This window comes from Pontibacter sp. GD13, assembly GCF_058216355.1.
The window spans coordinates 37,305-52,949 of record NZ_JBYZMQ010000009.1; the positions used below are offsets into that span (position 1 = coordinate 37,305).

The following is a 15,645-nucleotide window of genomic DNA, read 5'->3' on the forward strand; positions in this document are numbered from 1 at the left end:
CAACCTCTATTTTGAGGTTTTTGAAAGATATGACAACTCCCTTTGATTTTAAGCGTGATGTGCTCCCGCACATCATAGCCGTAGCAATTTTCCTGGTTCTGACGGCAGTGTACTTTTCGCCGGTCATGTTCGGCGATAAGGGCCTGGCCCAGCACGATATCCTGCAGTTTAAAGGCGGCGCCAAGGAGATACAGGATTTTCGGGAGGCAACCGGCGAAGAGGCGCTCTGGACCAACTCCATGTTCAGCGGCATGCCGGCCTACCTCATCCAGACCCACTTCCCCGGCGACTGGTCGGGCTACATCCACAAACTACTTACGTTTAACATGCCAGCGCTGGCAGGCAACATTTTTATCACGCTGCTTTGCGCCTACATCCTGCTGGTGGCCATGGGCATGAGCTCCTGGCTGGCGATTGCGGGTGCGGTGGCTTTCTCGTTCACTTCCTATAACCTGATTATCCTGGAGGCAGGGCACAACACCAAGTCGTTGGCCATTGCCTACATACCGATGGTGCTGGCCGGCCTGATCTACGCCCTGCGTAAGAACCTGTGGATCGGCGCCGTGCTCTTTGCCGTTGGCCTGACCATGAACCTGCACTTCAACCACCTGCAGATGACGTATTACATGCTCCTGCTGATCGTGGTGTTTGCTGTGGTAGAGATCGTCTACGCCATCAAGCACGGCACCTTTGCCGAACTCCTGAAGCGTGGCCTGATGCTGGCCGTGGCAGCAGTTCTGGCCGTGGGCGTGAACTTTGGCAGGCTGTACACCACCGCCACGTATGGCGAGTACAGCATCCGCGGAAAATCGGAGCTAACACAGCCAAACAGTGGCGAGAACGTGGGCAGCGGCCTGGACAGAGACTATGCCTTTAACTGGAGCTATGGCATTGGCGAAACCCTTACCCTGCTTATCCCGGATATTTATGGGGGAAGCAGCAGCGCCAAATTAGACACGGACTCCGAAACATACAATGCCTTTCTTAAAATGGGTGCCCCTCCGGTGCAGGCCGAGCAGCTTGTAAAGCAGGGCCTGCCCCTGTACTGGGGCGCACAACCCATGACGAGCGGGCCTGTGTATGTGGGAGCCATTGTGGTTTTCCTGTTTATCCTGGGGCTTTTTATCGTGGATCGCCGCTGGACGAGCTGGCTGGTGGCCGGAACCATTCTTTCGATCATGCTGGCCTGGGGCAAGAACTTTGAGGCGTTCAACTACTTCATGTTCGATTATTTTCCGGGGTACAACAAGTTCAGGGCGGTTTCGTCTACGCTGGTTATTGCACAGATCACAATCCCTTTCCTGGCGGTACTGGCCCTTTGGAAACTGCTGCGTGAGCGCGATCTGATCAAAGACCTGGACAGGAAACTCCTGCTGTCGGGTGGCATTACAGCGGGCGTTTGCTTGCTGGTGTGGCTTTTTGCCGGCTCGTTCAGCTTTGTGTCCGCCGCCGATCAGCAACTGATCCAGGCACAGTTCCCGATAGACGCCATCCGCGCCGATCGGGAGAGCCTGATGCGGGCTGATGCGTTCCGTTCCTTTATTTTTATTGTGCTGGCGGCGGGCTTGCTCTATGTGTATGTTAAATACAAAGTGTCGGCTACGGTGGCCATGGCAGGCGTTGGACTGCTTATTCTGGTAGACCTGTGGTCCGTGGATAAGCGCTACCTGAACGAGGCTGACTTTCAGCGTAATGTAGAGGCCGCGCACTTTCAGCCCACGCAGGCCGATCAGCTTATTTTACAGGACAAAGATCTAAGCTACCGTGTGGTGTACATGCCCAACCCGTTTAACGATGCCCGCACCTCTTATTTTCACAAGTCGATTGGCGGCTACCATGGGGCCAAGCTCCGCCGTTACCAGGATGTGATTGACCGGCATATTTCCCAAAATAACCTGGAGGTGTACCGGATGCTGAACACCCGTTATGCCATTACCGGTAATCCGAAGCAGCCGGTGCAGCGTGTGCCAGGCGCCCTTGGGAATGCCTGGTTTGTGGAAGAAGTAAAGCATGTACAGTCGCCGGATGAGGAACTGAACGCCCTTACCATGTTTGATGCCGGCAAGACAGCAGTAGTGGATGTCACAAAGTTTCCGGTGGAAAGGCAGCATTTCTCAGCCGATAACGCCACGATTAAACTGGTGTCCTATCAGCCTAACGAGCTAAAGTATGCATATCAGGCAGAGAAAGAGGGCTTGGTAGTGTTTTCGGAAGTATATTACGCCGATGGCTGGCAAGCGTACCTCGATGATAAACCCGTAGACCATTTCCGCGCCGATTATATCCTGCGCGCCATGGAAGTGCCGGCTGGCAAGCACACCATTACTTTTAAGTTCGCCCCGAAGGCCTATACCCTGGGCAATACCATCTCCTTGATCTCCTCCATCTTGCTGCTGGTGGTTATCATCGGTACGATAGCGTATAGTGTCAGGAAGAAGCCCACCGAGGTGCCGATCGTGGCAAAAGTATAAAGCGATAGTTTAGTGTTTTGTGAAAAACTGAGCCACTGACTGAAAAGAGATAACAGATTAAGGTACTATAACGGAGCCTCAGCCAACGCTGGGGCTTCTTTTTAACAGCATGGAAGCACCGCTGCAACAACTACACGATGGCCTGCTACAGGAGAAAGGGGTAATGCTTTGGGTGATGCGGGAAGACCTGTTGCACCCGCACATAGCTGGCAACAAGTGGCGCAAGCTAAAGTATAACCTGCAAGCGGCGACGCATTTGTTGAAAGATACGCTGCTGACGTTCGGAGGGGCCTACTCCAACCACATTGCCGCCACGGCAGCCGCTGGTAAGGAATTTGGGTTTAAAACAATAGGCCTGATCCGGGGTGAGGAGCATTTGCCGCTCAACCCCACCCTTCGCTATGCAACCTCCTGTGGCATGCAGCTGCACTACATAACCCGTGACAGGTACCGTCAAAAAAATGAGCCAGCTTTTCTGAAAAAAATAGCAGCCCAATTCGATCAGCCATACATTATCCCAGAGGGGGGTACCAACACTTTAGCGGTGCAAGGGTGCACCGAAATCGTGCAGGGCATCGGTGTAGATTACGATTATGTTTGCTGCGCTGCCGGTACAGGCGGGACACTGGCGGGCATTATTGCCGGGGTAGCGGGCGAGAAGCAGGTGCTTGGGTTCCCGGCCCTGAAGGGCGGCGCTTTTTTACAGCAGGAGATAGAGCAGCTCCTGCAGCACTACAACGGGCAGCAGTATGCCAACTGGCACCTGATTACCGATTACCATTTCGGGGGCTATGCCAAGGTGAAGCCGGAACTACTGGCGTTTATCCAAGCCTTTCAGAAGCAGCACGCTATTCCGCTGGAGCCAATTTACACGGGTAAAATGCTGTATGGCCTGTTCGACCTGATCAGGCAGGGTTGCTTTCCGGAGGGTAGCCGCATAGTTGCGGTGCATACCGGAGGGCTGCAGGGCAACGCTGGTTTTCAGGAGCGCCTGGGTATGCAGGTGTAGTGCGCTGCAAAGGGTCGGCCTGATAGCAGGTTGTGCAACTTATTAAGCCCGATCATAGTTTGGTAAGCGTACAATGCACATAATAATTTTAAACGGTACCTCACAGCACCCATGCCCTTACTCCGAATTTTCATCAAGCTCATTCCCTGGATCATTGTATTGGTTGCCGGCATTTTTCTGTGGCGTATGTTCAGGGATTTTTTCTCGGATGGCGCGAAAGATAACGCACCGAAAGTAGTGGTCAACTACAATACCGTGCTCACCTCAGTAGAGGAACTGGGCAAGATGGAGCTGGTGCGGTTCAATTTTAAGGATGTGGTGGAGTATAAGAAGAACGTGTCGCGCTGGGTGCCTGACTCTAAGGTAGTGCTCATTGTTTCGGGCGAGGCCGTGGGTTGCCTCGATTTCAGGAAAATAACCCAGGCTGACATCCAGTTCATGGGCGACTCGCTGGTGCAGATCGCTATGCCCGCTCCCGAGATCTGTTATTACAAGATAGACCACAGCAAGTCGAAGGTGTTCAGCAAAGAAAACACATATTTTCAGGATGCTGACCTGGTGCAGGAAAGCTACAAGTATGCGGAGCAAAACGTGAAAAAGGCGGCGCTCAACTCAGGTATTCTGCGGCAGACGCAGGTAAACGCCGAAAAGGTGCTCAAACCGATCCTGGAGAATGTAACGGGCCGGAGGGTGGTGCTGGTGCCGCAGCGCCGGATCGAAAACCCAAAACTGCCCCCCAAAAGGTAACCGCCACAGCCAATCGACATACGCTCCGGCATACCGAACAACACTTGGTATTAAACCAGGAGGCCCCACAATTTGGCTTTCTGAGATGGTCCTGACCTATAAAAGCACCCGAGCGGCTTAACTTTCCAACCCTTTTAGGGCATCCTGCACTAAATCGTGCTCATATCCCTTGCTCACTAAAAAGTAGGTGAGTTTCTGGCGTCGGGCAAAGGGGTTCTTTTCTTTCTCGGTAGCGTTTTTCTTTTCCAGCAGGTTTAGCAGGTTCCCTTCGTATACTTCCGGGTCAATTTCTTTCATACCCTGCTTGATGCAGTAATCGGAGACGCCCTTGCTTTTGAGCCCCTGTGTAATTTTCCGGCGGCCCCACTTTTTCAGGCCATACTTGCCGCGCACAAAACTCTGGGCGTAGCGCTCCTCGTCTATCAGCTTCTCCTGGCTCAATCGAATGATCAGTTCCTCCACGTCGTCCGGCTCCAGGCCGTAGGAGAAGAGCTTCACGCGCACCTCCTGTTGCGTGCGTTCCTGGTAAGCGCAGTAAGCGGCCGCTTTGATCAGGGCCTCCTTCGGGGTATAGGTCTTTTGCTTTTTCTGTCGTTCCAAAAGTGTGAAGTTGGTGTGTTAGTAAAACATGAAACCGCCAGGCAGAGTTCGGTAAACCCAAACTTTGAACAGCAGTAGCAAGCGGGTTTTAGCTATAAAAACACACAGCATCAATCGGCAATAAAAGTAGCAATCAATAATTAAAACCCGGACATTTGTTGTGAAAACAATTTGAGTATGCTATCAAAAGGAGTACGGCACATGCTGCTGGCTACGTTTTTCTTTTCGCTGATGAACGTACTCGTAAAGCAGGTGTCGCATATACCGGCTGTGGAGGTGATCCTTTTCAGGTCGGGGGTGTCGTTGGTGATGAGCTGGGTGATGCTGCGGCGCCAGCATGTGAGCGTGTGGGGCACACACCGCGGGTTGCTGATCACCCGGGGCGTAACCGGGGCCGCCGCCCTGATTTTGTTTTTCACCACCCTGCAAAACATACCGCTGGCAACCGCCGTCACCATCCAGTACCTGTCGCCGATATTTACCACCATACTGGGTGTTTTTATTGTGAAGGAGAAAGTGAAGCCCTGGCAGTGGGTGTTCTTTTTGGTTTCGTTCAGCGGAATTTTGGTGATTGAGGGCGTGGATGCGCGTATCTCGCCCCTTTACCTGGCGCTTGGCCTGGGCAGCGCCCTGTTTGCCGGTATAGCCTACAACATGATCCGGCGTCTGAACACCCGCGAGCACCCCTTGGTCATCGTGTTTTATTTTCCGCTGGTGGCGCTGCCCGTCACGGGCCTTTACTCGCTTTTCAATTGGGTGCAGCCTGTCGGGTGGGAGTGGTTCATCCTGCTGCTTATCGGGGTACTGACGCAGCTGGCCCAGTATTACATGACCATGGCCTACCAGTCAGAGGAACTCTCGAAGGTGGCTAACCTGAACTACCTGGGTATCCTGTATGCGCTGCTGTTTGGTTTTATTTTCTTCGGAGAGCTTTTCAGTGTGTGGTCTTATGCCGGCATGGCGCTGGTACTGCTGGGGGTGGTACTCAACATCCGGTACAAAAACAGGCTGACAAAGCAGCAGGCAAAGGCCGCAATGCCCTCCGAAAAGATGAACAGGTAAAACATCATCCTAAAAATAAGTTTAAATTCAGATAAAATAGAAACATGAGCCGCTTCGTTTTGCGTTAGCTAACTACCTTGCACCCACAACCAGGCATAAACCCAGACCCCTTGCACATGCGGCATCCGTACTTGCTTCTTTTTCTGCTTCTCTTTCCTCTGCTTACGCAGGCCGGCATCCTGCGCGGCCGCATCACCGACGAGAACGGGCAGGGCCTTCCCTTTGCCAGCATTTACATCAACGAAACCTCCAGCGGTACCGCCTCCAACGACCAGGGCTATTATCAGTTGCAGCTGCCCGAGGGCACCTATACTTTGGAGTTTAAGTATGTGGGCTACCGCGCTAAAAACGAAACGGTAACGATAGCGGCGGGCACGCAGGAGTTGAACGTGCAGCTGCTGCCTGAGGTGCTCAACCTGAAGGAGGTGGTGGTGCGGGCCTCAGACGAAGACCCGGCCTACGCAATCATGCGCAACGCCATCCGGCTGCGCAAGTATCACCAGAACGAGGTAAACGCCTGGGCCGCACAGGTATACATGAAAGGGGTTTACCGGCTCGACAAAGTGCCGCCAAAGGTGCTGGGCATTAAAGTGGTGGATGTGGATACGGGTATCGTCTACCTGACGGAGTCTGTCTCTGTCCTGAATTTTAAAAAGCCCAACAAGATACACGAGCGTATGATCTCGAGCAAGGTGAGCGGCCAGAAGAAAGGCTTTAGCTTTAACCAGGCCTCCGAGATGAACATCAGCTTTTACGACCCGCTGCTGAAAGTACAGGGCCTGAGCGAGCGTGGCTTTGTGTCCCCGCTGGCCAGCAACGCCCTGTTTTTCTATCGCTTTGAGTACCTGGGTACCTTTGAGGAGAACAACCGCACCGTTAACAAGATAAAGGTGATTCCGAGGCGCAAAAGCGATCCGGTCTTCTCGGGTAGCATCTACATCGTGGACGGCTCCTGGCGCATCCACAGCACCGATCTGAAACTGACGAAAGCTTCCGGGATTGAGTTTGTGGATTTTATACGGGTGCGGCAGGTATATGCGCCCGTGGCGGAACAGGTGTGGATGCCGGTGTCGCAGAAGTTTAATTTTGAGGCTGCGGGACTGGGGTTCAAGGGCGGCGGTTACGTGACGGGGGTATACTCTAAGTATAAAGTGCAGCCAGCCTACAGCAGGCCGCCGAAGCTGGAAGAGGTGGAGCCGGAGCCGGCAGGGCAGGCTGTGGTAGCGGATGCCAAGACGGCTAAAAAGCCAAAGATCAGGTTAATTAAACCTCAGGAGATAGCGCCCGAAGCACAACAGGCCATCCAGCCAGACGAACTCTTCAGCAAGGAAGTGCTGCTGGTGGAAAAAGACGCCAACGTGCGCGACTCAGCCTACTGGGCCTCGGTTCGGCCGGTGCCGCTCACGCAGGAGGAGGTGCAGGATTACGTAAAGAAAGACAGCATGGAAGTGATCAAGAACTCGCAGGCCTACAAAGACTCCCTGGACCATATCCGCAACAAACCCTCGTTCGGCAATTTCTTCCTGGGGGGCTACACGTACTCCAACACCTTCCAGCGCAAGTTTTACCGCTTCGACCCCGTTATCAACCTCATGGGTGGGGCAAGCATCCTGCAGTACAACACCGTAGAGGGGGTTACCGCCGATGTGCGGTTGAACTACCTGAAAACGTTTGAAGACCGTAGGTCATATGTGATAGAGCCAGCGGTTCGCTACGGCTTTGCCAATGAGAAACTTAACGCCAAATTGCGGCTGACCTATAACTACGAACCGTTTAAAAACAGCACGGTTACTTTGGAGGGAGGACGCTACGTGTACCAGATCAATAACCTGGATCCCATCTCTCCCTTTGTAAATACAGGCTATACCTTGTTTGCAGAGCGCAATTACATGAAACTTTACCAGCGCAACTTTGGCCAGGTGCTGTACCGCAGCGAGCTCCGGAATGGCCTGAACCTGAATACCTCCTTCAACTACGCGCACCGCATGCCCCTGCAAAACAGCACGGATTTCTCCTTTAGGAAGAACGATGACCAGGAAAGCAGGTTTACGCCCAATGTGCCGCAAAACGCAGAACTGGCAGATGCTGCTTTTACACCCCACGAGGCGCTCACGCTAACGCTGGCCTTAAGCTACAAGCCCGGACAGCAGTATATCCTGCGCCCCGACGACAAGATAAACCTCGGTTCCAAATACCCGCGCTTCACCCTGAGCTACCGGGGTAGCTACAAAGTGCTGGGCGGCGATGTGCAGTACAACACAGCGGGCCTGCATATCAGCGACAACGTGAGCCTGGGCCTTTTGGGCACCAGCCAGTACAGCGTGCTGGGCGGTGTTTTCTGGGGCAAGGAGGATATGCGGCTCCTGGACTACAAGCACTTTAACGGCAACCGGACGAACTATGCCGGGGTGTACAGTGGGTTTCAGCTGCTGGACTATTACCGCTACAGCACCAGCAACAGCTACCTGGAGGCACATTACGAACACCATTTCAACGGCTTCCTGTTCAACAAGATCCCCCTGTTCCGCAAGCTTAAGTGGCAGGAGGTGGCCAGCGTGAATTACCTGAATACCCGCGAGTCGAGGAACTACCTGGAGCTGGGTGTGGGCATTGAGCATATCTTCAAAGTGTTTCGGGTCGATTTCGTAACATCGTTCCAGGAAGGCAACAAGGCCCGTACGGGCTTTTTGATTGGATTGGGCTTCTGATGAAATGGCTGTGCATACCCCGGCCACTGCCCGGGCTGGATAACCTATTGGCGCAGCGAACGTTAAAAATAGCGCAACATCAATCAGAAAAAGACATGAAAACCATTCAGCATATAGTTAAAACAGGAGCAGCGGTGGCCTTTGCAGCAATATTGGGCTTCGGGTGCAACTACGACCGGCCCGCCTCTAACCCCACCGACGACACGAGCACATCAGAAGCCATTGTGGCCATGGACTCTTCGGCGGCAAACCTGAACACGCCGAGGCCCGCGCCCATTGGCGACACCTCAGTGACTGCGGAGCAGGCTAACCGCTTCGGTAAAATGAACCCCAACCAGGATTCGGCGGCCAGGGCCATGCAGAAACTGGATGAACAGAAAAAAAGGAAGAAGCAGTAAGCACTGCCTTACGCATTTGTTAACATAGCCCCGTGCCAGGCAACTTTGCCTGGCACGGGGCTATGTTATTTTACGACAGCGGTAGTGCCAACGGGGGGTATCACCAACCCGTCGCCACGCTTTTTGCGGCCCTTCAGGTTGATGTTGTAGATGATCACCGAAACGAAAATGAGGAGGTAAGCCAGTACTTTCAACCATGTCGTCTGCTCATCAAAGTATAAAAACGCCATGATGAAGTTCAGGATCGGGTTGATGTACATAAGGATGCCGATGGTGCCCGACGTGAGTTCCTTCAGCGCATACAGGTTCAGGAAGAGCGGCAGCACGGTGAAGCCGGCACTCAGCAGCGCAATGTTCAGAAAGAAGTGTGTGTTCAGTTCCAGGGTTGCGCCGGCGCTGAAGAAGCTATAAAAAGGCCCGATAAAGGCAAAGGACAGCAGCAGTTGCAGTGTCAGGAGCACGATCTTGTCATACTCCTTTAGAATGCGTTGCGAGATCAGGTAAAAGGCGTAGCTGAGGGCAATCATCAAGCTGAAAAGCAGGCTGCTGATCTCACCGGAGCCTACCAGCGCACAGCTTACCGCACTCAGCCCGATGGCGATCCACTGGTTAAAGCGCAACTCTTCCTTAAGCAGCACAAAGCCCAGCACCGCCGTGATGATCGGGCAAAGCAGGTACGAGAAAGAGCCTGTCTGGATGTTGATGTGGTTGATGACATAGATAAACAGCAGCCAGTTAACGGTAAGCAAGGCAGCGCCCAGCACCGTGAAAAGTATGAATTTCCGTTTCTCCTGGGGCACATGCTGCCTCACTAGCGTAAACGTCGCCTTTATTTCCTGCCTCCGGAATAGTACCGATACAAGCAGCAACAGCACCACCGACAGCGCCACCCTGAAGTAGAGGATCTGTCCGCTGGGAAAAGCTGCCAGTGCCTTTAGCGGAAAAGGGATAAAGCCCCAGATAATGAAGGCAGCCAGTCCGGCGGCATAGTATGGTCTTTTGTCGTTTGTGTTCAAGGTGCTAAGCAGATGTAAGATTTAGGCAAAGGTAAATAAGCCCGTTTGGTTTTGGTGTTACTACATCTTTTTTATGGTGAAAATTGTTCTATCCGGGGCAAAGCTTTGTTTACCTTCAGTAGCGATGGCTTTCGCACGGCGCTTTCAACTCTAAACTAGTAAAACTATCTTTGATGTAAAGAAAAGGTAACATACATGCTTTCATTTCAGCAACTTGGTTCTATAGTAGGCGGCGCGCTTGTGCAGCAGGCGCAGCAGCTGCCGGTGGTGCAGCTGCTCACCGACAGCCGCAAGCTGTCGCAGCCCGCCGGCTCAGTGTTCTTTGCCATCAAAGGCAAGTACAACGACGGCCATAAATACCTGCCGCAGCTTTACGGCCAGGGGGTAAGGGCCTTTGTGTTAGAGCAAGGAGCGCCGGATGCACTCAAGCGCCTGTACCCGGAAGCGAACATCCTGCTGGTAAAAGATAGTTTGGCGGCATTGCAGGAGCTAGCAGCATGGCACAGGCAGCAGTTCCGGATACCGGTTTTTGGCATAACGGGCAGCAACGGCAAAACCATCGTAAAAGAGTGGCTGGCACAGTTGCTGAGCCCTGATGAACTGGTGGTGAAAAGCCCGCGCAGCTTTAACTCGCAGCTGGGTGTGCCTTTGAGCGTGTGGCAAATGGAGCCCAACCACACAGTGGCCATATTCGAGGCCGGTATCTCGCAACCCGGCGAGATGGAAAAACTCGAACTCGTGATCCGGCCCACCCTTGGCATTTTCACTAACATCGGCAGCGCCCACGACGAAGGCTTTGCCTCGCGTGAGCAAAAGATAACGGAGAAGCTGAAGCTGTTTAAGCATGTGGAGCTGCTGTTTTACTGCGCTGACCACGACGATCTACACCAGGCGGTGCAGGCGCAGGGCCTCAGATCCTTTACCTGGTCCCGGAAAAAGCAAGCCGACCTCACTATAAAAGCGACTACCACGGCAGGGCACCGCACCATTGTGGTGTACACGTACCAGGGAGAAAAGCAGCGGCTGGCCATACCCTTCACCGACGAAGCCTCCGTAGAAAATGCCCTACACTGCCTGGCAGTGCTACTGCAGCGCCAAGTGCCGCTGGCCGAGATTCAAGACCGCCTGGACCGCCTGCAACCCGTGGCCATGCGTCTCGAAATGAAAGAGGCCATTCAGGGCTGCTACCTCATCGACGATACCTATAACAACGATCTGGCAGGCCTGGCCATTGCCCTGGACCTGTTGGTGAACCAGCCCCAGCGCGGGAAACACTCGGTTATACTTTCTGATCTGCTGGAATCGGGCCTGGCAGAGGAGCAGCTGTATGGCAAGGTGGCCGAACTGCTGCAGGCACGCCGCGTAGAACGCCTGATCGCCATTGGGCCCACTATCAGCAAGTATAAAAGTAAGTTTAGCTTGCCCACAGAATTTTATACTTCCACTGCCGCCTTTCTGGAGCAGTTTAAGCCGGATAATTTCCGTAACGAGGTAATTCTGGTGAAGGGGGCCCGTGTTTTCGGGTTTGAGAAAATCGTGCATGCCTTTCAGCAGAAAGTGCATGGCACCGTGCTGGAAGTAAACCTGGATGCCTTGGTGCACAACCTGAACTATTACCGGTCCCGGCTGGCGCCGGATACCAAGCTGATGGTGATGGTGAAAGCGTTTGCCTATGGCAGTGGCAGTTTCGAGGTGGCTAACCTGTTGCAGTTCCACCGCGTGGATTACCTGACAGTGGCCTATGCCGATGAGGGGGTGATGCTGCGGGAGCATGGCATCACGCTGCCCATTATGGTGATGAACCCCTCCGCAGACAGTTTTGCCAAGATAAAGCAGTACAACCTGGAGCCTGAAATATACTCGCTGGAGCTGCTGCAGGCGCTGGTCACCACTATCACCGGTACGGCAAGCTATAAAATTCACCTCAAACTGGATACAGGCATGCACCGCCTGGGTTTCCTGCCCGAGGACTTTGATGCACTCTTTGCCCTACTTCAGCAATACCCCCAATTGCAGGTGGTGAGTACGTTCAGCCATCTGGCCGGCGCCGATGAGGCGCTGCACAACGACTATTCGCATCTGCAGATCGCGAATTTCAGGAGTATGGCCGCCGAAGTGGAGGCCAGGCTCGGCTACCCTGTGCTGAAGCACATCCTGAACTCCGCCGGCATTGTGCGCTTTCCGGAGTACCAGCTCGACATGGTGCGCCTGGGCATCGGGTTATACGGCGTGGAGGCTACCGGCGCACAGCAGGAAGCCCTCAGGCCGGTGAGCACCCTGAAAACCACCGTATCGCAGGTGAAGCGTATCAAGCAGGGCGAAACCATCGGCTACAGTCGCCAGGGCCTGGCCGTGGCCGACACCAACATCGCCACCATCGCCATTGGCTACGCCGACGGCTACGACCGCCGCTTTAGCAACGGCGTGGGGCATGCGCTTATCCAGGGCCGGAAATGTCCGGTTATTGGCAATGTGTGCATGGATATGTGCATGGTGAACGTGACAGGCCTGGCCGTAAAAGCCGGCGACGAGGCTATTCTTTTCGGTGCGGAGCTTACGCTGGTGGAAATGGCCAAAAGCATCGGCACGATTCCGTATGAACTCCTGACCAATGTTAGTGCGCGGGTAAAACGGGTGTTTTTTGCGGAGTAGGGTTTAGCTGTGTCGTTACTTCTGTAAACTTGCAGGGTGTGTGCAAGCCTGAATAGTATTGTAGGTTAGGCAGTATTGCTAAGTTGGTTTTAAAGGCACTGTTTAAAATGTAGCGTAGCGTGTTAACGGGCGAAAGATCTTCGGGCAATTGTAGTTTATAGGCTGCGGGCACATACACAGCGCTTAAAATGGAGAACCTGTCTTCCAGGTTTGTTTTGCACACGTCCGTCTGGTGGTAAAATGCACCTGGGCCGTGGTCGCCCTGTATTATAATAATGGTAGGTCTGACGCGGTTTTGCTGAAGTTGCTTCACCAGGTGTAAGATCCTGGTATTCAAAAACTCTGTTTGTTCCCGCAATCCCCTGATGTAACCTTGCCTGCTTTCCGCATTTAATTCAAAGTATAAACTGCCATCGGCTGCCGGCACAGCCGTGGTTGGGGCCGCATAGCTTCCGTCTTTTCGAAAAATAAATGGCGGGTGGCCTACAAAAATATCTGCAAACACAAATGAGGGCCTGCTGCCGCCTACAGCTTTAGGCAGATTAGTTAACGTGAAGCGGGTGCGGTCACGTTGGTGGTCTCTGAATTTCTGATTGGGATTATCATGCGGCATGAGCGCCTGTAGGGCGGTGCAATACAAGTGATATAAAAACTTATTCTGTTCCACCACCATTAAGGGTGTTTTGCTGATAAGAGGAGCGTAGATATCTTCTAAGTCAGCCTGGTGGGGAGTATAATGAATGGCGTTTTCTGTAAGGTCTGATACTTTAAAGCCCGAAGCAAACGATGAAATGGTGTAGTTATACTTTTTCAGAAAATGGATGATCGTTGCTTCCTCTCCAAGCTGATCAAGCACCTCATAGCTTTGGCTGGGTTTATAGCCGGGCATATTTTGCAGGTAGTCCAGGTTTAAGGCCGAAGTGACTGACACAGCCGTTCTGCAGTAGTTAGCATAACTTTGGCTGCCCACCTGAAACCCACGCTGCTCCAGGGCCTGGATAAAATGCGCATTATCAAAAGCGTAGTTCTTTTGCAACTGGTCTGCTCTTCCGTATCCATCCAGGGTCAGGAAAACAATATCCGGGAGATGGGTTGTGTCAGGTGATGCCCTTGCATATAACTGTGCCGCTAACTTTTGAGTAGCTGAAATATTCCCCGATTCTGTAAGGTGATAAGCCGCGATTGTATAGGCAGGCTGGAGCAGCAGGATGAGGCCAAAGAAATTCAGCGCTTGAACAGCTTTCGGATTTATACTTCTGGCTTTCAAAAAACCAAACCAGGCGCCTGTCAGGATCAATAACAAAGCGATCAGCACATTGTGTTTGGTGAGCAGGCCCCTGTTAAGATGAGCTAAGGCAAACGAATGCGCGGCTGCGTAGCAGAAAAAAAGGATCCAGAAAAAGCTTACCAGTAATCCTGCTTTCGCCCAATCCTTCAGAACAAGCCAGCCCAGCGTCAAGGCCAGGGCTGTTGCAACAATGATAACGAACAAAGGCATCCCTACCTGCGAGGGGGTTAAGTAGTAAATGTTGTGGGCGTAAGTGGAAACTACAAAAAAGCATGCGATCAGGAAAGCGGGCAGCACGCTCCTCAACTTCTGTAACTGCTTCATCTGCGTTGCATCAGATAAAGCGTACGGCTTGCGTGCTGCACGGGCTCTTTTTTCAGGATATGAAAGCAGCCTGCGAAAACGTTCTCAAATTCCGATTCCGTATAGTCAGGGAAGGTATAGGTCCGGTTCTGTAGCATCAGTATTACCTGGGAGTCGTGGCGGGGCACATATTCGATGAGCAGGTGCCGGCACGTAGCGGCGAAGAAGGTGGCTATTTTAGAAAAAGGGAGGTTATGGGTGATCGCCAGATGATGCACGATGGCCAGCGCAAGTACCGTGTCAGGCTGGATACGTTCTAAAAAAGAAGCCCGCTCTTTGTTCACCCAGCCAATGGCCGGGCTCGGGTTTGCTATATCCACTACCAGGGGCAGGATATTCTGGCTGTCCGCCTTCTTTAGCTGTTGGTAAAGTACTTCAACAGCGCTGGCATCAAAATCTGTTGCGATGACCTGAGTGGCATACCTGGCCGCAATCGAGCTGAACCTGCCTGTGTTGGCGCCCATGTCCCAGACCACGCCTGGCGCTGCTTCCTGTAGAAACGCCTCAACCAACAGCCCTTTGTGCTGCATACCTTCGTCCGGGTAGTTGTTGTTGTCGCTGTAATAAGATGCCCAGGCTGTTTTAGCCGGGGCCCAGGTTAACTTATTTATAGTGTTACGAAGGTCCGATACCAGGTGCACGAGGTTTTGCTGGCCAGCGGCGCGCTTCGTTTTGGGCGTTGTTTGGTGGCTGCTAAGTTTCTGTTGTGCTTTGGCGTGCAGGTGCAGGTGCAAGAGCAGGCCGACTGAAAAGTAGGAGTTGTAAGGCAATAATTTGCTAGCCAAGGCAAGCGGAATGCCATCCAGGTGATTTTGCAGCAGCTGGATAAACGAGGGGGATTGGAAAGAGGCCAGCGCCAGCGGAGCCAGAAAGTGCTGGCAGAACTGCCTGTACGCCACCCAGGGGCCAGTTGGGCAGATTTCAAAGGACAGCGTATCTATAAAAATGGGCCTGCCGTTCTGAAAGGTGATGTTGTAACCCGACGCGTCTTTCAGCGACATGCCATACTTCAGGGCTTCTAACTGAATGCCAAGGGTTAACAGCGCAGCGTCTTTCAGCTGCCCGAAGCTCCACTCATAGGGATAAGAAATAACGGACACCTCGTTGGGTTGCAATACATAACTGGTTCCGTTTTCTGGAGTACCTGCCGCTTCGGTGTGTGCAACCAGCCACCCTTTTTGAGTCAGTGCCTCGTATAGTCCGCTTTGCATCAGGTGCTGGTACGTGGCTGCGTAAGGGGTGCACACGCTTCTGTATAATTTTCCGTTCTTTCCCCGGAAAACATGACCAGCAGGATCCCGGAATGAGCTGTCTGCGGGGTTCAGCATGCC

General features: G+C 53.0%; 11 protein-coding genes. 7 read left to right on the top strand and 4 right to left on the bottom strand.

Annotation, left to right across the window (positions count from 1 at the left end; genetic code table 11):
* The first annotated feature begins 29 nt into the window (after positions 1 to 29).
* From AC4BAN_RS12915 to AC4BAN_RS12925, 3 genes are all read left to right on the top strand, one after another.
* On the top strand, positions 30 to 2,471 hold the full coding sequence (locus AC4BAN_RS12915) for a YfhO family protein (RefSeq protein WP_490564823.1): 2,442 nt from the start codon (positions 30 to 32) through the stop codon (positions 2,469 to 2,471).
* A 109-nt stretch (positions 2,472 to 2,580) separates the two neighbouring features.
* Entirely contained in the window at positions 2,581 to 3,480 is a 900-nt protein-coding gene (locus AC4BAN_RS12920) for a 1-aminocyclopropane-1-carboxylate deaminase/D-cysteine desulfhydrase (RefSeq protein ID WP_490564824.1), read from the top strand.
* Between the two features lie 111 nt (positions 3,481 to 3,591).
* Positions 3,592 to 4,227 carry a DUF4230 domain-containing protein gene (locus tag AC4BAN_RS12925; RefSeq protein ID WP_490564825.1) on the top strand — a complete coding sequence of 212 codons (636 nt, stop codon included), beginning with the start codon at positions 3,592 to 3,594 and terminating at the stop codon, positions 4,225 to 4,227.
* A 117-nt stretch (positions 4,228 to 4,344) separates the two neighbouring features.
* Here the strand turns inward: AC4BAN_RS12925 and AC4BAN_RS12930 are convergent, their stop codons facing one another.
* Positions 4,345 to 4,827 (bottom strand): regulatory protein RecX, encoded by a 483-nt coding sequence (locus tag AC4BAN_RS12930; RefSeq protein WP_490564826.1) that lies wholly within the window; start codon positions 4,825 to 4,827, stop codon positions 4,345 to 4,347.
* A gap of 177 nt (positions 4,828 to 5,004) precedes the next feature.
* On the opposite strand from AC4BAN_RS12930, the gene AC4BAN_RS12935 reads away from it, so the two are divergent.
* The 3 genes from AC4BAN_RS12935 to AC4BAN_RS12945 all read left to right on the top strand — a co-directional run bounded on the left by AC4BAN_RS12935 (position 5,005) and on the right by AC4BAN_RS12945 (position 8,995).
* Positions 5,005 to 5,889 (top strand): DMT family transporter, encoded by an 885-nt coding sequence (locus AC4BAN_RS12935; protein WP_490564827.1) that lies wholly within the window; start codon positions 5,005 to 5,007, stop codon positions 5,887 to 5,889.
* Between the two features lie 77 nt (positions 5,890 to 5,966).
* Complete coding sequence (locus AC4BAN_RS12940; protein ID WP_490564828.1) at positions 5,967 to 8,597, top strand: DUF5686 and carboxypeptidase regulatory-like domain-containing protein; 2,631 nt, start codon at positions 5,967 to 5,969, stop codon at positions 8,595 to 8,597.
* Between the two features lie 95 nt (positions 8,598 to 8,692).
* Complete coding sequence (locus AC4BAN_RS12945) at positions 8,693 to 8,995, top strand: hypothetical protein (protein WP_490564829.1); 303 nt, start codon at positions 8,693 to 8,695, stop codon at positions 8,993 to 8,995.
* 65 nt (positions 8,996 to 9,060) lie between these two features.
* Here AC4BAN_RS12945 and AC4BAN_RS12950 read toward each other — a convergent pair whose 3' ends face one another.
* Positions 9,061 to 10,011 (bottom strand): EamA family transporter, encoded by a 951-nt coding sequence (locus AC4BAN_RS12950; protein ID WP_490564830.1) that lies wholly within the window; start codon positions 10,009 to 10,011, stop codon positions 9,061 to 9,063.
* 195 nt (positions 10,012 to 10,206) lie between these two features.
* On the opposite strand from AC4BAN_RS12950, the gene AC4BAN_RS12955 reads away from it, so the two are divergent.
* Positions 10,207 to 12,663: a bifunctional UDP-N-acetylmuramoyl-tripeptide:D-alanyl-D-alanine ligase/alanine racemase gene (locus tag AC4BAN_RS12955; RefSeq protein ID WP_490564831.1), complete on the top strand. Its 2,457-nt coding sequence runs from the start codon at positions 10,207 to 10,209 to the stop codon at positions 12,661 to 12,663.
* Here AC4BAN_RS12955 and AC4BAN_RS12960 read toward each other — a convergent pair.
* Complete coding sequence (locus tag AC4BAN_RS12960; protein WP_490564832.1) at positions 12,626 to 14,275, bottom strand: hypothetical protein; 1,650 nt, start codon at positions 14,273 to 14,275, stop codon at positions 12,626 to 12,628. The genes AC4BAN_RS12955 and AC4BAN_RS12960 overlap by 38 nt on opposite strands.
* Entirely contained in the window at positions 14,272 to 15,642 is a 1,371-nt protein-coding gene (locus AC4BAN_RS12965) for a hypothetical protein (RefSeq protein WP_490564833.1), read from the bottom strand. Before AC4BAN_RS12965 ends, AC4BAN_RS12960 begins: the two co-directional genes overlap by 4 nt.
* Between the last annotated feature and the right edge of the window lie 3 nt (positions 15,643 to 15,645).

Excerpts from the sequence above, each read along its gene's own strand:
- AC4BAN_RS12965 (WP_490564833.1), bottom strand. The coding sequence starts at position 15,642 with ATGCTGAACCCCGCAGACAGCTCATTCCGGGATCCTGCTGGTCATGTT.
- AC4BAN_RS12955 (WP_490564831.1), top strand. The coding sequence starts at position 10,207 with ATGCTTTCATTTCAGCAACTTGGTTCTATAGTAGGCGGCGCGCTTGTG.
- AC4BAN_RS12945 (WP_490564829.1), top strand. The coding sequence starts at position 8,693 with ATGAAAACCATTCAGCATATAGTTAAAACAGGAGCAGCGGTGGCCTTT.
- AC4BAN_RS12920 (WP_490564824.1), top strand. The coding sequence starts at position 2,581 with ATGGAAGCACCGCTGCAACAACTACACGATGGCCTGCTACAGGAGAAA.
- AC4BAN_RS12915 (WP_490564823.1), top strand. The coding sequence starts at position 30 with ATGACAACTCCCTTTGATTTTAAGCGTGATGTGCTCCCGCACATCATA.
- AC4BAN_RS12960 (WP_490564832.1), bottom strand. The coding sequence starts at position 14,275 with ATGAAGCAGTTACAGAAGTTGAGGAGCGTGCTGCCCGCTTTCCTGATC.
- AC4BAN_RS12935 (WP_490564827.1), top strand. The coding sequence starts at position 5,005 with ATGCTATCAAAAGGAGTACGGCACATGCTGCTGGCTACGTTTTTCTTT.
- AC4BAN_RS12925 (WP_490564825.1), top strand. The coding sequence starts at position 3,592 with ATGCCCTTACTCCGAATTTTCATCAAGCTCATTCCCTGGATCATTGTA.